We start from the raw sequence: 16,691 nt of genomic DNA on the forward strand, positions 1-16,691 counted from the left end.
GCGTTCCGAAAAAAACGGAACGCCTTTCCTTTCCACTCCATCAACAGCCTTATTCCTTGATAAAACGCACTTCCTCCTCATGGCAAGTCGGACAGTAAAACAAATGAACACATTCATGATTCGTATACGTGCGCAAATAGCCGTCGACAAGCTTCATGACGTCCGCATCCATGTACGGGCTGTAGTCATCGAAATAATCTGTAACTTTCCCATGATCTTCCATTGGTTGCCGGCAGTAGCTGCAATACACCGTCACCCGGCGCAACCCGTTGCACAGCGGGCATACATTCATGCTGCTTCCTCCTCTAAGATGTTCCTTATCTTTACATATTCCCTAATGGTGACGGCGGTAAAACGTTAAAAATTCCCATATTCTCACCATGCATAACAGGCAAAAAACGTCCCAAACTATGAGTACCGCCAGCGAAATCACCCATCCGTTGCAACAGGGACGCTGGCGAAGCCAAAAGCGGGTGGGCCGGTGGGTTCAGCCAAGCTTGGCACATGCCTTGCAGCGTGAAGTGTTGGTGCAAATCCAACCACCCCAACCATCAAAAATTTTTAAGAGGAGATGATCAACGATGGCACGCAACAATAACAACAACCAACTGTTAGTCGCTGGTGCTCAACAAGCCATTGATCAAATGAAGTACGAAATCGCCCAAGAATTTGGTGTGAACCTCGGCGCTGACACGACTTCTCGCGCGAACGGTTCGGTCGGCGGCGAAATTACGAAACGTCTTGTCGCCATGGCTCAGCAACAACTTGGCGGCCAATTCGGCAACATTCAATAACCGCCTTAACGAACAACTTCATATAGATGGCAAACGCCCCGGGCCGTCAGCCCGGGGCGCTTTCATATGGGAACGGGGAGCGAATCAGGCGCCTCCCGCCTGCTCGGCAAGCGGTTGGCTCAATGAGACAAGCACTTTGCGAATGCGCCGATTGTCGACTTGGCGGACGGTGAACGTCAGCGGTCCATATTGCAACGTTTCGCCGACGGCTGGAATACGCTCAAACATCTCAAAAATCCAACCACCCAACGTATGCGATTCACTCTTTGGCACGTCGATGTTCATCACTTCGCAAAATTCATCCAGCGGCAGTTCGGCGCTGAACTCGAAGCTGTGCTCGTCGATTTGGCGCACCGTTTTCACCGCCTCATCATGCTCATCCCATATTTCGCCGACAATTTGCTCGAGAATATCTTCGAGCGTAATCAAGCCGGCGGTGCCGCCAAACTCGTCGACGACGATCGCCATATGCACTTTGCTTTTTTGCAGCTCCGGCAGGAGATCGGACACTTTCATTGACTCGACGACGAACAACGGCTGGCGCAACAAATCGCGGATGCGCACCTCCCGCTTTTGCACAAGCTCGCTGAAAAAGTCGCTTTCCGACAAAATGCCGATCACGTTGTCAATATCCCCTTCATAGACCGGGATGCGGGAATATTTCTCTTCCAAAAACACGTCGCGGATCTCTTCAATCGGCTGGTTCACTTCCACCGCCACCATATCAGCGCGCGGCGTGAAAATTTCTCCGACCAAAATTTCATCAAAATCGAGCGAACGTTGGATCAATTCTTTTTCTTTGTTGTCGATGACCCCTTCTTCTTCACTCAGCTCAACCATCACTTTAATATCTTCCTCCGTAACAGCCGGCACAGCCACCCCATTGGCGAACCTCTTGGCGATTCGATCTTTTAAGGCTTGGAGCGACGCCGTAACCGGCGTCATCAACTTCATCAGCCCATAGGCAAGGCCGGCGTATCGGATGGCGAGCTGCTCCGCATGCTCTTTCGCCATCGATTTTGGCAAAATTTCACCGAAGACGACAAATAATACGGTCATCACCGCCAGCGTGGCAAACAAGCCCATCTGTTCCCCAAGCAACGAAACGGCGATGTCCGTAAAGAGCACGACCGTCACGACGCTGGTGAGGCGATTGGCCACAGCAAGCGCCAACAACACGCGGTCAAGCTGACCGATCACCGCTTGGAGGCGCTTATTGTGCAGATGCTCTTCCGCATAATGCCGCAACCGTGCCTTGCTTGCCGAAGAAAACGCAGCTTCTGCTGAAGCGAACAGTGCATTCGCGAGCAGGGAGAGGAAAAACCACCCGAACAACCTTAGCGGCCACTCTTCCAACGAATCTTCACACTCCTATGGATGGTGACGATGTTATTCATATCCATTTTTCCGCCGAATCATGCTTGTAAAAGCCACACTTTCCGCGCTAAGCGGAAACAGAGCGATGCAACCGGCAGCAGCCGTTTTCTCTCTTCCTATTCTTAAATATAACAAATTTTTCGCCAACTGACTATAGCTGGCGAGTTTTCCTTCCATATAAATCCAGACAACTAAAAAGAAAAATGCGCCGGATGAACCGAGGCGCATCATGATTCAAGCCAACAGGAACCAATCAAATACACAAGAACAAGCAATGAGGCAATGTTGAATGTCACCGACCACTCGGCCATTTGTCTTCCCCTCCCTTTTCTTCCCCTCTTTCATCGTACCATATTGACGGCGGGAAAAGCAGGAGGAGAAGGACGTCTTTTTGACAGTTTGATGAACAAAACAAGAGCGTCCTCCCATCAATGGACGCCCTCATTTCATTTTCTCTCGTTTCAACCTAAATAGCGGTAATAGATCGCCTTTGCCTCCTGCACGTCTTTCGTGCCGTGCACAAGCGCACGGCCGTCGCGAAAGACAACCAATCGCTTGTCGCCGAGCGAAACGGAGACAAGATACGGGTTCGCTTCCGCTTGAAGCCCTTGGCGGCGAAACAGCTCCGCCAATTCATTCAAGTCGTACTGGCGCAAAGCAGGCGGACGGATTTGCACGGAATCGCGCCCACACAAGACGGCCGTCTTCGTCCGTTGTTCATAGGAAAGAAACGGATAAGATGGATGACGTCCGCACGTCGGGCAACCGTCCTTTTTCACCCCGTCAATGCGAATCGAGGCGTATTCGTTCGTCCAAAGGTCAAACGAAACGAGCTTGCCGCGGAGCGCCGACCAGTCCTCCACTAAAATTTTTAACGCCTCAGCCATCTGATAGCTGATAACCATTTGCACCGCTGGGCTGATAATGCCGGCCGTATCGCACGTCAATCCCCCTTGCGGCACTGTTTCAAGCAAGCAATACAAACAAGGCGTGCGGTTCGGAATGAAGGCGCAGCTTAAACCGTAACTGCCGACACAAGCGCCATAAATCCACGGAATGTTGTACTTGTAGGCAACGTCATTGATGACAAGGCGCGTATCAAAATTGTCTGTCGCATCGATCCATAAGTCAGGGCGTTGCTTGAGGGCGATCGTTTCCAATTCTTCCGGGCCGGCGTCGCCGACAATGGCCTCGATCTCAACCTCGCTGTTAATTTGTTCAAGGCGCCGTTTGGCGGCGATCGCCTTTGGCAGCCGCTCCTTCGCATCCGCTTCGCTGTACAGTTGCTGGCGCTGCAAGTTGCTCCATTCGACGTAATCGCGGTCAATGATCGTCAATTTGCCGATGCCGGCGCGAACGAGCGCTTCGGCGTTGCCTGTGCCGAGCGCTCCGGCGCCGACTAACACGACACGCTTTCCCCGTATTTTCTTTTGCCCTTCCTCGCCAATCGGTGCAAACAATTGCTGCCGGGAATACCGTTCGTTCAAACAACACTCATTCCTTCCGTTGGGCTGCTCGCTGACGCGTACCGTTTTTTCGGGATGCGTCCGGCTTCATAGCCGAGCCGGCCCGCTTCCACCGCCAGCTTCATCGCTTTCGCCATTTTCACTGGATCGGCCGCGCCGGAAACAGCGGTGTTCAAGAGCACCCCATCCGCGCCAAGCTCCATCGCCAACGCCGCGTCCGCCGGTCCACCGATGCCGGCGTCGACAATGACCGGCACGTTCGCCTGCTCAATGATAAAGCTCAAATTGAGCGGATTGATGATGCCTTGCCCGGACCCGATCGGCGAGGCGCCCGGCATGATCGCATGGCAGCCAAGCTCCTCTAGCCGCTTCGCCAGCACGACATCATCGGATGTGTACGGCAACACAATAAACCCTTCCTCAAGCAGCATTTCCGCCGCTTTCAACGTCTCGATCGGGTCTGGGAGGAGCGTTTTGTCGCAGCCGATCACTTCTACTTTTATCATATCACACAATCCGGATGCCTTGGCGAGCCGGGCGATGCGCACCGCTTCTTCGGCCGTTTTCGCCCCAGCGGTGTTCGGCAAAAGCTTATATTTGCTTAAATCGAGCTGCTCTAAAAAGTTCGGCTGCTCCGGAGAAAAGATGTTCATCCGCCGGACGGCGAACGTTAAAATTTCCGCCCCTGATGCTTCCACCGCTTCTTTTTGCACGTCCAAGCTCGGATATTTGCCCGTGCCGAGCAACAGCCGCGAAGAGAATTCATATGGGCCAATTTTCAACATCTCAACCGCCTCCTACAAAATGAACGATTTCCACGCGATCGCCATCACATAGCGCCGTCGTCTCATACTCATGTTTTTGGATGATGCGGACATTGACTTCGACGATGCAAAGCTTGTTCTCAAGCCGGAAATAGGCAAGCAAATCGCCCACCGTTTTCACCTCGTCGGGCACTGCGACCGCCTCCCCGTTAATCACTAACGTCATTCCACCCCCACCTTTCCGATATGGCGTGTCAACGAAAATGGCGCAAGGTCAAACGCCGTCTCTTTCCGCTCCACTAAGTCGGCGACAAGCAGACCGGTCAACGGGCTGAGCAAAATGCCGTTCCGGTAATGGCCGGCAGCGACGAATAAGCCGCGCCGCTCCGGATGCTCGCCTAGATAAGGCAAGCCGTCTTCGGTCTGCGGCCGAATGCCGCTCCATGATGCCACCCATTCCGCCTGTTCGATGTCCGGAACAAGGTGGGCGGCGCGGTGAAGCAAGTTCATCACCCCACCGGCCGATACGCGCCGATCGAACGTGCCGGGCGTGGACGTCGCTCCGATGAGCAGCCGGTTTCCTGATTTCGGAACGATGTAGCAGCCGTTTTTCGCAAATACAGTCGTTTGCAACAACGGAACCGGAGTGCGCACCATGACGCATTCCCCTTTGACCGGATAAACGGAAAGCGAAAGCCCGACCCGCGCGCCGAGCCGCGCCGCCCAAGCTCCGGAAGCGATGACGACCGCCTCGGCGGCAAACGTCCCGCCTGTTGTGTCTACCACATGCCCACTGCTGTCGGAACGGATGTCGAACACTTCCGTATACTCGTACAGACAAGCGCCGGCGGAGGCGGCGGCATAGGCGAGAGCGGCGGCCAAATCCGGAGCGCTCACTTGCCCATCGCCAGGGATGTACATCGCGCCGGCAAGCGCTTCCGCCGCAAGACGCGGTTCCATTTCAAGCGCCTCCCCTTTCGTGAGCCACTGCACCGGTTCGCCTATGCCCCGCCAAAATGTATAATGGCGATAGAGATCGTCTGCTTCCTCTTCCGTTGTCGCTAGTTTGATCAATCCTTTTTCGACAAGGCCGATATCGATGCCGGTCCTCTCCCTCAGCTCTTCAGCCAAGGCCGGCATGAGAGCTCGGCTTTGCAAGGCAAGCGGCACAAGCGGGCTTGACGTCGAAAACTCGGATTGCGCCCCAAGCATGCCGGCTGCCGCGCTTGACGCCCCGCTTCCCATCGTTCCTTTTTCAAAAATGGCGACGCGATGCCGCCGCTTGGCGAGCTCAAAACCGATGGCCGCCCCAATCACCCCGCCGCCGACGATGGCGACGTCATACCGATGCGTCATCCCCTATCCCCTCCCTTTCACGATGTCTGCCAGCCGTTTGGCCTCAGCAACGGGGTCAGCAGCGAAAAAAACAGCCGACAATACTGCCACCCCGGCTGCGCCCGCTTCCAGCACCCGACGGGCGTTGCCGGCGTGAATGCCGCCGATGGCGATGACTGGAATGGACACGGCGGCCACGATTTCCGCAAGCGAGTCCAGACCGCGCGGCGGCAAACCGGGCTTGCTGTCCGTCGGAAAAATATGGCCATACAAACAAAAGTGAGCGCCATCCTGTTCGGCTTGTTTCGCCTCCTCCGACCCGTGCACCGAGCAACCAACCGTCAAGTCCGGAAACGAGCGGCGGACGGCGCGCACCGGCAGGCTGTGATAAGCAAGCTGCACACCTTTGACACCGTAGACAGCGGCGACATCAACCCGGTCATTGACGATGATTTTTTGCAGCGGCACCCCGACGCGAAGCAGTGCCGCGACAAACGCCGCCACTTCACGCGCCGTCTTCCCTTTTTCGCGAATATGAATCAGGTCGGCATACGGATGGGTGTGCGCACAAATCGCGGCGAATTCGTCAACCGTCTGACGCCCGGTGGAAACGAAATGGAGAACCCCCATCGCCATCCCTTTCTTTCTACCGTACATCGCTTATAGAAATATACGGATAATGAACACCGACATAGTAGGCGGCGAACATCAAAGCGGCAAACAAGGCGACAAGCCAAATATCATATTTGCCGAACCCGATTTCATAATAAAACGTGCGCCGCCCGCTGCCGGAAAATTGTTTCGCTTCCATCGCCACGGCGATGCGCTGGGCGCGGCGGATGCTTTGCGACAACAGCGGAATGGCGTAGCGCTTCATTTTGCTGAGGACGCCCTTATTCGGCACGCCGCGCACTGTTAACGCATAGCGGATCGCCTGAAACTCTTCAAGCATAATCGGCAATAGGCGAACGGCCGCCAAAAAACTGTACGCATACTTTGGCTTCAGTCTCAACTGCTGCATGAGCGAATAAAACAACGGAACCGGCCGGGTCGTCAGCGAAAAAATCAATCCGAGAAGCCCAAGCGCCAAAGCGCGAAACCCGATGTGCACCCCGCGCCAAAAACTTTCCGCTGTAACATGGATGAGCCCCCAGCGAACCCATGTCGTCGTTCCCTCGCCAAACATCATCATCGATGAAGCCGTCGAAACAAACACGAGGAAAAACGGCAAAAACAGCCAAAACAACACATTCGCCGGATAGCCGGTGCCAAAGCAAAACAAAACGAAGAGAGCGAGCGAAACGTTAATCAGCACGTTCGGGTTATGAATGAACAACACAGCGAAAAAGAGCACGACAAGCACAATGAGCTTCAAGCTCGGGTTCGTCTCATGAAGCCATGTCTCGCGGCAGCGAACCTCCCATTTCATCGCCCTGCCCCACCTTCCGCCAACACCGGCTCTCGAATTTCAAGCTGTTCGTCCCGAACGAGCGCCCCATCTTCAATCACCCACTGTCTCGTCGCAAAGCGGCGGACGATTTGTTCGTCATGTGTAACCATCATGATCACCGCTCCTTGTTCGCGGTGCGCTTCAAGCATTTCAAGCAAAGCAAACGTGTTTTTCGCGTCCTGACCAAACGTCGGCTCATCAAGCAAAAAGAGGCGTTGGCCGGCGACGATCGAAGCGGCGACGCTCAACCGCCGCTTTTGTCCGACCGACAGTTGGTACGGGTGCTGGTCTTGCTGCTCAACAAGGTCAAATTCACGCAACAGGCGGGTGATGGTTTCCTCGATTTCCGCTTCCGGCCGCCCTTCAAGCCGAAGCGAGTAGGCGAGCTCTTCGCGAACGGAATGGGCGACAAATTGCCACTCCGGATTTTGGAAAACAAACGCAATATGGCGGTAGAGCGGGTGTTGCCGCTTGATGTCGGCGCCTAGCAGCATATACTCTCCGTCCGTGCGGATGAGTTGCATAAGCGCGTGCAGCAACGTGCTTTTGCCAGCGCCGTTTTTTCCGGTGACGGCAATCCATTCGCCGGCGTGCACCGCTGCTTCAGGAACATAGATTTTCGCCTCCCGGCCGCGGAACCCGCGAAAACGGGCGAGGCGAAGAAGCTCCTCGCCTTGATGGCGATTTCGCCGCCTTGCCGTCCGGTCATAGTCGTCCCAGACGCCTGGATACCAAATCCCTTCAGCGGCAATGACGTCTTTATAGTCGGAAAACACCGCCTTCGCCTCGCCGTCGGCGATGATGCGCCCATCGCGGCCGAACAAGACAATGCGATCCACAAAGTCGAGCACATGGTCAATTTTATGCTCGACGATGACGACCGTTTTGCCGCGGCCCACCTGCTTCACCGTTTGCCATACCGCCTTCGTCCCTTCTTCATCAAGCAGCGCCGTCGGCTCATCCAAAAACAAGACATCCGGCTCAAGCGCCAGCACCGAAGCGAGCGCCAACCGCTGCTTCATCCCGCCGGAAAGCGTATGAATATCAGTATGCGGGGCGATCTCCAAACCGACTTGGTTCAGCAGCGCACGGATGCGGACGGGCATCTCGTGGCGCGGCACGCTTCGATTTTCGAGGGCAAAAGCGATTTCCTCGTCCGCATACGGCATGCAAAATTGCGCATCAGGATCTTGGAAAACATAGCCCCACCGTTCCGGCCGCTTAAGGCGCTCCGCTTTCATCGGCACATCGATCGAGTGGGGAATGATGCCAGCCATCACTTGCAATAATGTCGACTTGCCGCATCCCGACGGACCAAGGAGGAGCACTTTCTCCCCCTCGGCAATCGAAAGCGACAAGTCGCGAAACAGCAGCCCGTCGCTCCCGGGAAATTTCAGGCGCAGCCGGTCAATCGCAATTGCTTGTTTCATCGCCATTCGCCGCCTTACCGGTTCAACGCATCGTAATCGTCTTTTGAAGCCGGCCGCCACATTTGCGTCACTCCGGTTTTTTCGAGCGCTTTCGCCAATGAAACAGCAAGCACGCCGGAGATGAGGATGGCGCCGATAAAACGCGCCAGCAAAAAGAGCGCCATATTCCATGGGGCGAGCGCCTCAATATAGCCTTTGTAAAAGTCCATGATGAGCGAGCCAATCGTCGCCCCGACCGCGCCGAGCGATACAACGAACGTATCAAAGCGCCGATAGCGGAAGGCGGCAAAGACGAGCTCGGCAAACAGCCCTTGAACGACCCCGTAAATGAGCACTTCAAGCCCCCATTGCGATCCCATGATCAGCTCGCCGGACGAAGCCGCAATCTCCGCGAGCAACGCCACCCCTGGCTTGCGAATGAGCAAATAAGCGAGCGAGGAGGCGATAAACCACATGCCGTAAATGAGTTGATCGAGATGAAACCCTACTGCTCCCACCGCGCTATATAGTGGGCCCCATAATTTGTAAATAATGCCAAACACAATCGCAATGACGATCGTCGTTAAAATATCCGCCAATTTTAACCCTTTTGTCTTCACTTCCATCCTGTTCTCCTCCTTGTCTTGCGTCAACGGCTCGCCGCCAATTCAGCCGACGGCCACTGCTCAAGCCGATACGCCATCTCCCAAAACTCGTACTCATATTCGCTGCTGATGAGGAAATGCCGCTTCATCCGATGGCGATCCTCTTCGGTGACCTCGTCAGCGATGTCGTCAAGCCGCGCGATTTGCTCTTCCACAAGCGAGCGGAACCAGTCCGAACTGTAGGTGCCGATCCATTTTTCATAAATCGGATCGTTCGGGCGGCACGTTTTCAAGCGCTCGCCAATTTCGTAATACAGCCAGTAGCACGGCAAAATGGCGGCGATAACATCACCGAGATGCCCTTCGTACGCCGCGCGGTACATGTGCGACGTATAGGCGTACGCCGTCGGCGCCGGAATGAACGCCGCCCTTTCCTCTTCCGTAATGCCCAAGAGCTCGGCGAACGTTTCATGCAGCGACAGCTCGGCTTCGCACGTGCTTTGTGCATGGTGCGCCAACCGGGCTGTCGTCGCCAAATCCGGCGATTTCGCCGCCCCGATCGCCTGCACGCGGGCAAAATGGCGCAAATAATAGGCATCTTGCATCACGTAATAGCGAAACTTCTCGCGCGCAAGCGTCCCTTGGCCAAGCTCCTGAACAAACGGATGGCGGAAACTCGCCTGCCAGATCGGATCGGCCGCTTGGCGCAATTGTTTGGCAAATGACATTCGTTTTCCCCCTTTTTGGCAAAATAAAAACGCCGCTTCCTTTGCCGATTGGCGTAAAGAAAGCGGCGTGGGCATGCGACGTTGGCAAGGCAAAGCCTAGCCTTGCTGTGCTGCTCCTCCACTTCCCTACGCTGGCATTACCCAGATCAGGTGCTAAGGGTCTCAAAGGCACACTTTGATCTCAGCCTTTCTAAAGGCCCCCCTAGTGGATGATGGTGCAATTTTCAGTTTTCTTTACACTTAATCATACCATGGCACGAACGATTGTCAATCTTTTTTTCTCCGACGTTGCGCTATGCGTTGCAATCCGCTATGATGGAAACGCAGCAATTGACGACGGAATGGGAGTGGAAACGATGGCGAAGGTCATCCTGAAAAGAGAACGGAAAAAACGGCTTGAGCAAGGGCATCCATGGATTTTTCAAAGTGAAGTCGACCGCATCGAAGGCGATGCGACGCCGGGCGACTTCGTTGACGTTTACAATCATCAAGGTTATTGGCTGGCGAAAGGATATATCAACCCCGCTTCGCAAATCATCGTCCGCGTCTTGACGCAAAACCGAAACGATGAACTCGATGAGCGCTTTTTCATCGACCGCATCCGTCAGGCGTGGGCGTACCGTGAACGGATGATTCCCGGCGTTCGCTCCTGCCGCGCCGTCTATGGCGAAGCCGACTTTTTGCCCGGATTGATCGTCGACAAATATGAAGATGTGCTTGTTGTGCAAATTTTGGCGCTCGGCATGGAAAGGCGGAAAGACTGGATTTTGCGCGGCTTGCTTGACGTGTTTGCCCCAAGGGCCATTTATTTGCGCAACGATGTGTCCGTCCGCGAGCTTGAAGGCCTCAAACAAGAAAAAGGCTTTTGGTACGGAGAAGCGGAAACGGAAATCGAAATCGAGGAAAACGGCGTGAAATACATCGTCGATATTGAAAACGGACAAAAAACCGGCTTTTTCTTCGACCAACGGCAAAACCGCGCCGCTCTTCGTCCGCTCATCGGCCCGGAGACGACCGTGCTCGACTGCTTCACCCATACCGGCTCGTTTATGCTAAACGCTTGTCTGTATGGGGCAAAACATGCTACTGCCGTCGATATTTCTGAACATGCCATCGAAACGGCGAAACGGAACGCCGCGTTAAACGGATTCACGAACGTTGAATTTGTCGTCGCCAACGCCTTCGACTATTTGCGCGAGTCGGTGCGCGCCGGCAAACAGTGGGATGTCGTCATCATCGACCCGCCGGCGTTCGCGAAATCGGCCCATGCCGTCCCGAAGGCGCTGCGCGGCTATAAAGACATTAACTTAAACGGATTGAAGCTTGTCAAAGACGGCGGCTTTTTCGTCACATCAAGCTGCTCGTACCACGTCCGCCCGCACCTATTTCAAGAGATGATCGCTGATGCGGCATTTGACGCGAAAAAAGTGCTGCGCCAAGTATATTGGAACGGCGCCGGCTACGACCACCCGAAACTCCTTGCCGCGGAAGAAGGCGACTACTTAAAATTCGCCATTTACGAAGTGCATTCTCGGCGGTGACGAGCCGCCCTCAAAGGCCGTTTCGATGCGCTGCTGGGCAGAAAAAACGCCTAGGGGTTATCCCTAAGCGTTTTTTCGTTCCCTGGAGCGAAGCGATTGTTCTTTATGCAAGACCGACAGATAGACAAGCATCGAAAGGAGCACCGAACCGCTAGCAGCTAAATAAATGCTCGGATAGCCGAACCAATGGCTGATTTGGCCAAACACCATCGCCCCGACGCCGACCCCTAAATCAAAAAACGAGAAAAATGTCGCGTTCGCCATTCCCTTGCGGTGGGCAGGCGCCCGCTCGACGGACCACGCCTGCAGCCCCGGTTGCACCATGCCAAAGCCGAAACCGTACAGCACCGCCGCCAAAAGCAACGCCCATTCTCCCGGCAGCCAAGCGAGAAGAAGCATCGCCAGCAAAATAAGCCCCGCACCAGGGAGAAAGACGGCTCGATGCCCTTTTCGGTCATACAACTGGCCAGCGAACGTTCGCGTCACCATCAAGGCCAGCGCGTAAAGCAAAAAGTACAGCTGCAGGCCGCCGATCTGTTTTTGCGCCGTATATAGAGGCAAGAATGAGGCGATGCCGCCGAACGTCACCGTCAAGAAAAACAACAGCAACGACGGGGTCAAAGCGCTTTTTTCATACAAATCCCATCTGTTCGCCCCTTTGCCATGCACGGCTTCCGCTTTTTTATACGTGATCGCGGCGGCAAACAGCACCGAAGCGACTCCAAGCGCCGCACAAATGGCAAACAGATGGCTAAACGGAATCATAGCGGCAAGCACAAGTCCAAGCGACGGACCAAACGCCAAGGCGATATTCCCGGACAGCCCGTAATAGCCCATTCCTTCCCCGCGGCGGCTCGCTGGAATGATGTCCGTCGCCACCGTTCCGGAAGCGGTTGTCGAAAACCCCCAGCCGATTCCTTGGACGACCCGCATCAAAAAGAGAAGGAAAATGCTTGAGATCAAGCTGTAGGAACCGACAGAAATGACAAAAATGAGAAGCCCCAATAAAAACACAAACCGGCGCCCTTTCGTCTCAAGCGCATGGCCGGCGAACGGACGGACGATGAGCGCCGAAAACGTAAACACACCGACGACAACGCCAATCAGCTGATCGTTGCCGCCCAAATGCTCGACAAACAGCGGAAGGGTCGGCAGCGTCATTTGAAACCCAAGAAACACAAAAAAATTGGCCAAACAAATCAAAACAAAATCTTTCGTCCATATTTTTTCTTTTTGTTCTGCCATAAGCGGCTGCTGCTCCGCTCCCATACCGATCCCCCTTGCGAACTATGTATTTCGTGTCCCTTAATATTTGTTAGTATAACATAATCCTATGCCGCCGTTTAAGCAAAATGCGATTTCACCGTTCTCCCGGCAAGATGACGACAAAAAAGCCCCGCCCAGCCGGCGGTTCCCGGGTGTTGTTTGCGCAGCACCATCCTTCTATGATGCGTCAACTACCCCCACTTAGCTAACGCTTGAAGTGGGGGCTTGCAACTCCCCAGAAGTGCAAACGGACTTCGTCCTCCTTCCTTGACTTGGGGTTGCATCAGGGGGCAGGTTGACGACTGCCCAACGACGCAGGTCATGCCTGCATCGTTACCGATTCTCTCGGTGTGTCTGTTGGCAGTACTTGGCTTCCACACACAACAGACGGACCTACGCTCGATGTTTTGCGGTTGCAACGTTTCCTGCAACCAACTCCATACATCGAGCAGCCGTTATTGGAGTGCCTTTATTTAACGGTTTTCTCCACGCCTTTATTCTATCATACACAAAAGAAAGGGGGAACGCGCATTCCTCTCCCACTTACTCCCTTTGGTCGTTGAAGTGGGAGTCTCCTGCGCGAAATAGGATGAAGAAAAAAGCCGCCGAACAATCGGCAGCCTTTACCATCCTTTTCGTTTGCGCAACGACACAATTTGTGCGGTATGATGTTTCCCATGCCATGCATACAACGCGGTCAATACATACAGCGGCATCTCCCCCGCTGCCCCTTCCGGCCGAATGGTTCGGTGAAAATCCACCTCCGTCATCGATTCAAGCAACACCGTCCAGCGCGCATGCAGCCCGTCAAGCAGCAAAAGCGACGATTCAATCGACAATGTACGGGCATCAGCTGTTTTCGCCCATTCGCTTTCCGCAAACGGCTTCACCGTTGGGCCGTCTTCCGTCACTCCCCATTTCGTGCGCAAAAACGCATTCATGCTTGCATCAGCCAAATGATGGACGACTTGGGCCACCGTCCAGCCGCCGTCGCGATACGGCGTGTTCAGCTGCTCATCGTTCAAGCCGGAAACAGCGGTTCTTAAGTCGTTCGGCAGTCCGCGGATGGCAGCTATCCACTTTCGCACCTCCTCAGCCTCAAAACGCTCCGGCTCTTGAAACGTTCCGATCGGGTAGCGAATCGGATCGACCGTCGCCATGTTGATCATCTCCCTTCCGTATTCATTCATTCCACACAGAAAGGCAAATTCCTTCTTATTCTTTCCAGATGTATACGCGCGCCTCGTACGGCTTCAGCTTAAAACGCGTCGCATTTTTATGCGGACGGACCGGGTAGTTCGAGAGCGCCAAATCGCTTGACTGAAGGCGGAAGCCGTCATAGCGGTAAAGTGAAGGACGATCAGATACGTTGACCATGATAAGCGCCCGATCGCGGCCAAGCGTTCTTGTGTACGCGTAAATGGATGGGTGGTTTTCCAAAAGCAGATCGTACGTTCCGTAAACAAACAGCTCGTTCGCTTTCCGAAGCTGAATCATTTGTCGATAAAACGACCATACCGAGTTCGGGTCGCGCCGCTCGGCCTCGACATTGATCGTACGATAGTTTTCGTTCACCTTGATCCATGGCGTACCTGTCGTGAATCCAGCGTTTGGGGCACCAGACCATTGCATCGGGGTGCGCGAGTTGTCGCGCCCGGTTTGCCAAATGATCTTCATCACTTCCTCATGCGTCCGGCCGTTCGCCCGTTCGAGTTCATACAGACGCAAGGCAGCGACATCGCGGTAGTCGCGAATGTCGGAAAATTGCACGTTCGTCATCCCGATCTCTTGCCCTTGGTAAATGAACGGCGTCCCTTGCATGAAAAAGTAGAGCGCGCCAAGCGCCTTCGCGCTCTCCGCCCAATACTCGCCGTCATTTCCCCATGTCGACACTGATCGAGGCAAGTCGTGGTTTTCCAAAAAGAGCGCGTTCCACCCACGGTTTTCCAATCCTTTTTGCCATTTCGTCAACGTCCGCTTCAGCCGGCGGACATCGATCGAACCATCGGCTTTCCTTTTCCAAAGCCCTAAATGCTCAAACTGAAAAATCATATGAAACACGCCGTTTTCTTCCCCGACCCATTGTTCGGCCTCATCAACCGTTACTCCGTTCGCCTCGCCGACCGTCATAATGTCATATCGTGCAAACGTTTGCTCCTTCAACTCTCGCAAATACTCCATAATCCCTGGCTGGTTCATGTGCGCAGCAAATGACGGCACGTACTTCAGCCCCTTCGGATTTGGCAAATCGGGAAGACCCGGCTTTTTCTTAATGTGGGAAATCGCGTCGATGCGAAAGCCGTCGATGCCTTTATCCAGCCACCAGTTGATCATCGCATAAAGCGCCCGCCGCACTTCGTCGTTTTCCCAATTCAAGTCGGGCTGTTTGACGTCAAAAATATGCAAGTAATACTGACCCGTCCGCTCGTCATACTGCCATGCCGAGCCGCCGAAAATGCTTTCCCAGTTGTTCGGTTCGCGCCCGTCTTTGCCGTCGCGCCAAATGTACCAGTCGCGCTTCGGATTGTCTCGCGATGACCGCGATTCGATAAACCACGGATGCTCATCACTCGTATGATTGATGACCAAATCCAAAATGATTTTCAACCCGCGCCGATGGGCTTGGGCAAGCAATTCATCGAAGTCATCCATCGTTCCAAACTCATCCATAATGGCATAATAATCGCTGATGTCATATCCGTTATCGGCGTTCGGCGACCGGTAAATCGGACAAATCCAAACGATGTCGACTCCAAGCTCCACCAAATAATCCAGCTTTTCGATGATGCCGCGAAGATCACCGATGCCGTCGCCGTTGGCATCCATAAAGCTGCGAGGATAAATTTGATACGCAACGCCTTCTTTCCACCATGTTTTTTTCAAGGCTGCCTCCTCCTTGCGCACACGTTTTCACTATTAACTGTACACTATATTGGTGCGGTAAACAACTTCTCTTTTTCTCAAAAAAACAGCCGGTTGGCGGGGCTGCACGCTCCTGCCAACCGGCTGGGGTTGATCAACTCGTTGCGCGGCTCGCTTCGTAAATTTTTAAATTGTGATATACTGCCTCAAGCATCGGGGCATGGATGCCATGCCGTTTCGCCAATGCCAGCAAATACCCTTGCAAATGGTCGGCTTCGATGAGCTGTCCTTTTTCCATATCGCGCTGCATGGACGACTTCATCGTTGGGGCGATCTGTTCGAGCTGGGTGCGTTGCCGCTCGGCCATTTCATCGGTCAACGGCGCCCCATGCGCCTGGATGATCGTTTTGATTTCGCGAAACAGCCGGTCGATGATGACGCTCCCGTACTCGCCGGAGCGAATCGGCCCGATCGGGGCGCGGAACAGCGTCGTCACGCCCGACATCGTCGCAATGAACAAATATTTATTCCACATATCAGCCGCAATTTGTTCGCTTAGGCGAAAGCAGGCGTTGGCGCCGGCAAACAACGATGCAAGCACCTCCGTTCGCTCGCTCCGCCCGTTTGGCCATTCACCGAAACGCATCTCATGCGCCGGGCTCGTTTGGATGATCTCCCCTCTCTCGTTTAACGTCGTTTCGATAAAGCAAAGCCCGCCTAAGACATTCTCGCGGCCGAACGCCTTCCATAACGCCTCCATATGGGCCATGCCGTTTAACAACGGCAAAATCATCGTCGCCTCTCCAACATACGGTTTCGCGTCGGCGATGGCGCCGTCTAAATGGTACGCTTTGTTTGAGAACACGACAAGATCAAATGGCTCGGCCGATTCGCCGGCAACAAGCAATTTCGGCGCCAATACCGCATCGCCATGGATGCTGTGGATGACAAGCCCGTATTTCTCCAGTTCCTGTTTTCTGCGCTCGCGGACAAGAAACGTTACGTCCACCCCTTTTTCAAGAAGACGGCCGCCGAAATACCCGCCGACCGCTCCCGCTCCGACAAACAGAATGCGCATCGTATGTACAGCTCCT

Annotated in this window: 17 protein-coding genes and 1 riboswitch; of the genes, 2 read left to right on the forward strand and 15 right to left on the reverse strand. The window is 54.4% G+C overall.

The window, feature by feature from the left end:
- Positions 1-49: 49 nt before the first annotated feature.
- Positions 50-292 carry a hypothetical protein gene (locus GC56T3_RS15155; protein ID WP_011230134.1) on the reverse strand — a complete coding sequence of 81 codons (243 nt, stop codon included), beginning with the start codon at positions 290-292 and terminating at the stop codon, positions 50-52.
- A gap of 289 nt (positions 293-581) precedes the next feature.
- Between GC56T3_RS15155 and GC56T3_RS15160 the strand changes: the two genes are divergently transcribed.
- Complete coding sequence (locus GC56T3_RS15160) at positions 582-794, forward strand: alpha/beta-type small acid-soluble spore protein (RefSeq protein WP_011230133.1); 213 nt, start codon at positions 582-584, stop codon at positions 792-794.
- 84 nt (positions 795-878) lie between these two features.
- Here GC56T3_RS15160 and GC56T3_RS15165 read toward each other — a convergent pair whose 3' ends face one another.
- The 10 genes from GC56T3_RS15165 to tenA all read right to left on the reverse strand — a co-directional run bounded on the left by GC56T3_RS15165 (position 879) and on the right by tenA (position 9,928).
- Complete coding sequence (locus GC56T3_RS15165; protein ID WP_013146254.1) at positions 879-2,150, reverse strand: hemolysin family protein; 1,272 nt, start codon at positions 2,148-2,150, stop codon at positions 879-881.
- 482 nt (positions 2,151-2,632) lie between these two features.
- Complete coding sequence (locus GC56T3_RS15170; protein WP_013146256.1) at positions 2,633-3,658, reverse strand: thiazole biosynthesis adenylyltransferase ThiF; 1,026 nt, start codon at positions 3,656-3,658, stop codon at positions 2,633-2,635.
- Positions 3,655-4,422 carry a thiazole synthase gene (locus GC56T3_RS15175; protein ID WP_013146257.1) on the reverse strand — a complete coding sequence of 256 codons (768 nt, stop codon included), beginning with the start codon at positions 4,420-4,422 and terminating at the stop codon, positions 3,655-3,657. The genes GC56T3_RS15170 and GC56T3_RS15175 overlap by 4 nt, the downstream gene beginning before the upstream one ends.
- A gap of 1 nt (position 4,423) precedes the next feature.
- Positions 4,424-4,627 (reverse strand): sulfur carrier protein ThiS, encoded by a 204-nt coding sequence (gene thiS, locus GC56T3_RS15180; protein WP_013146258.1) that lies wholly within the window; start codon positions 4,625-4,627, stop codon positions 4,424-4,426.
- The gene (thiO, locus tag GC56T3_RS15185) at positions 4,624-5,757 is read right to left on the reverse strand and encodes a glycine oxidase ThiO (RefSeq protein ID WP_013146259.1); all 1,134 of its coding nucleotides are present in this window, start codon (positions 5,755-5,757) and stop codon (positions 4,624-4,626) included. Before thiO ends, thiS begins: the two co-directional genes overlap by 4 nt.
- A 3-nt stretch (positions 5,758-5,760) precedes the next feature.
- Positions 5,761-6,366: a thiazole tautomerase TenI gene (gene tenI, locus GC56T3_RS15190; RefSeq protein WP_013146260.1), complete on the reverse strand. Its 606-nt coding sequence runs from the start codon at positions 6,364-6,366 to the stop codon at positions 5,761-5,763.
- Positions 6,367-6,382: 16 nt separating this feature from the next.
- On the reverse strand, positions 6,383-7,165 hold the full coding sequence (locus GC56T3_RS15195) for an energy-coupling factor transporter transmembrane protein EcfT (RefSeq protein WP_013146261.1): 783 nt from the start codon (positions 7,163-7,165) through the stop codon (positions 6,383-6,385).
- Positions 7,162-8,616, reverse strand: a complete 1,455-nt coding sequence (locus GC56T3_RS15200) for an ABC transporter ATP-binding protein (protein WP_013146262.1) — start codon at positions 8,614-8,616, stop codon at positions 7,162-7,164. The genes GC56T3_RS15195 and GC56T3_RS15200 overlap by 4 nt, the downstream gene beginning before the upstream one ends.
- 14 nt (positions 8,617-8,630) lie before the next feature.
- Positions 8,631-9,221 (reverse strand): ECF transporter S component, encoded by a 591-nt coding sequence (locus GC56T3_RS15205; protein ID WP_013146263.1) that lies wholly within the window; start codon positions 9,219-9,221, stop codon positions 8,631-8,633.
- A 23-nt stretch (positions 9,222-9,244) separates the two neighbouring features.
- Positions 9,245-9,928, reverse strand: coding sequence for a thiaminase II (tenA, locus tag GC56T3_RS15210; protein WP_011230122.1), 684 nt, complete (start codon positions 9,926-9,928; stop codon positions 9,245-9,247).
- A 106-nt stretch (positions 9,929-10,034) separates the two neighbouring features.
- A riboswitch (TPP riboswitch) is annotated at positions 10,035-10,142 on the reverse strand.
- Between the two features lie 142 nt (positions 10,143-10,284).
- Here tenA and GC56T3_RS15215 point away from each other — a divergent pair.
- The gene (locus GC56T3_RS15215; protein ID WP_013146264.1) at positions 10,285-11,469 is read left to right on the forward strand and encodes a class I SAM-dependent rRNA methyltransferase; all 1,185 of its coding nucleotides are present in this window, start codon (positions 10,285-10,287) and stop codon (positions 11,467-11,469) included.
- A gap of 63 nt (positions 11,470-11,532) precedes the next feature.
- On the opposite strand, the gene GC56T3_RS15220 is transcribed toward GC56T3_RS15215, so the two are convergent.
- The 4 genes from GC56T3_RS15220 to GC56T3_RS15235 all read right to left on the reverse strand — a co-directional run bounded on the left by GC56T3_RS15220 (position 11,533) and on the right by GC56T3_RS15235 (position 16,675).
- Positions 11,533-12,738 carry an MFS transporter gene (locus GC56T3_RS15220; RefSeq protein WP_013146265.1) on the reverse strand — a complete coding sequence of 402 codons (1,206 nt, stop codon included), beginning with the start codon at positions 12,736-12,738 and terminating at the stop codon, positions 11,533-11,535.
- A gap of 620 nt (positions 12,739-13,358) precedes the next feature.
- The gene (locus GC56T3_RS15225; RefSeq protein WP_013146266.1) at positions 13,359-13,895 is read right to left on the reverse strand and encodes a YfiT family bacillithiol transferase; all 537 of its coding nucleotides are present in this window, start codon (positions 13,893-13,895) and stop codon (positions 13,359-13,361) included.
- A gap of 55 nt (positions 13,896-13,950) precedes the next feature.
- The gene (locus GC56T3_RS15230; protein ID WP_013146267.1) at positions 13,951-15,618 is read right to left on the reverse strand and encodes an alpha-glucosidase; all 1,668 of its coding nucleotides are present in this window, start codon (positions 15,616-15,618) and stop codon (positions 13,951-13,953) included.
- Between the two features lie 133 nt (positions 15,619-15,751).
- Complete coding sequence (locus GC56T3_RS15235) at positions 15,752-16,675, reverse strand: ketopantoate reductase family protein (protein ID WP_013146268.1); 924 nt, start codon at positions 16,673-16,675, stop codon at positions 15,752-15,754.
- Positions 16,676-16,691 lie beyond the last annotated feature (16 nt).

Source organism: Geobacillus sp. C56-T3, from assembly GCF_000092445.1.
GTDB lineage: Bacteria > Bacillota > Bacilli > Bacillales > Anoxybacillaceae > Geobacillus > Geobacillus thermoleovorans.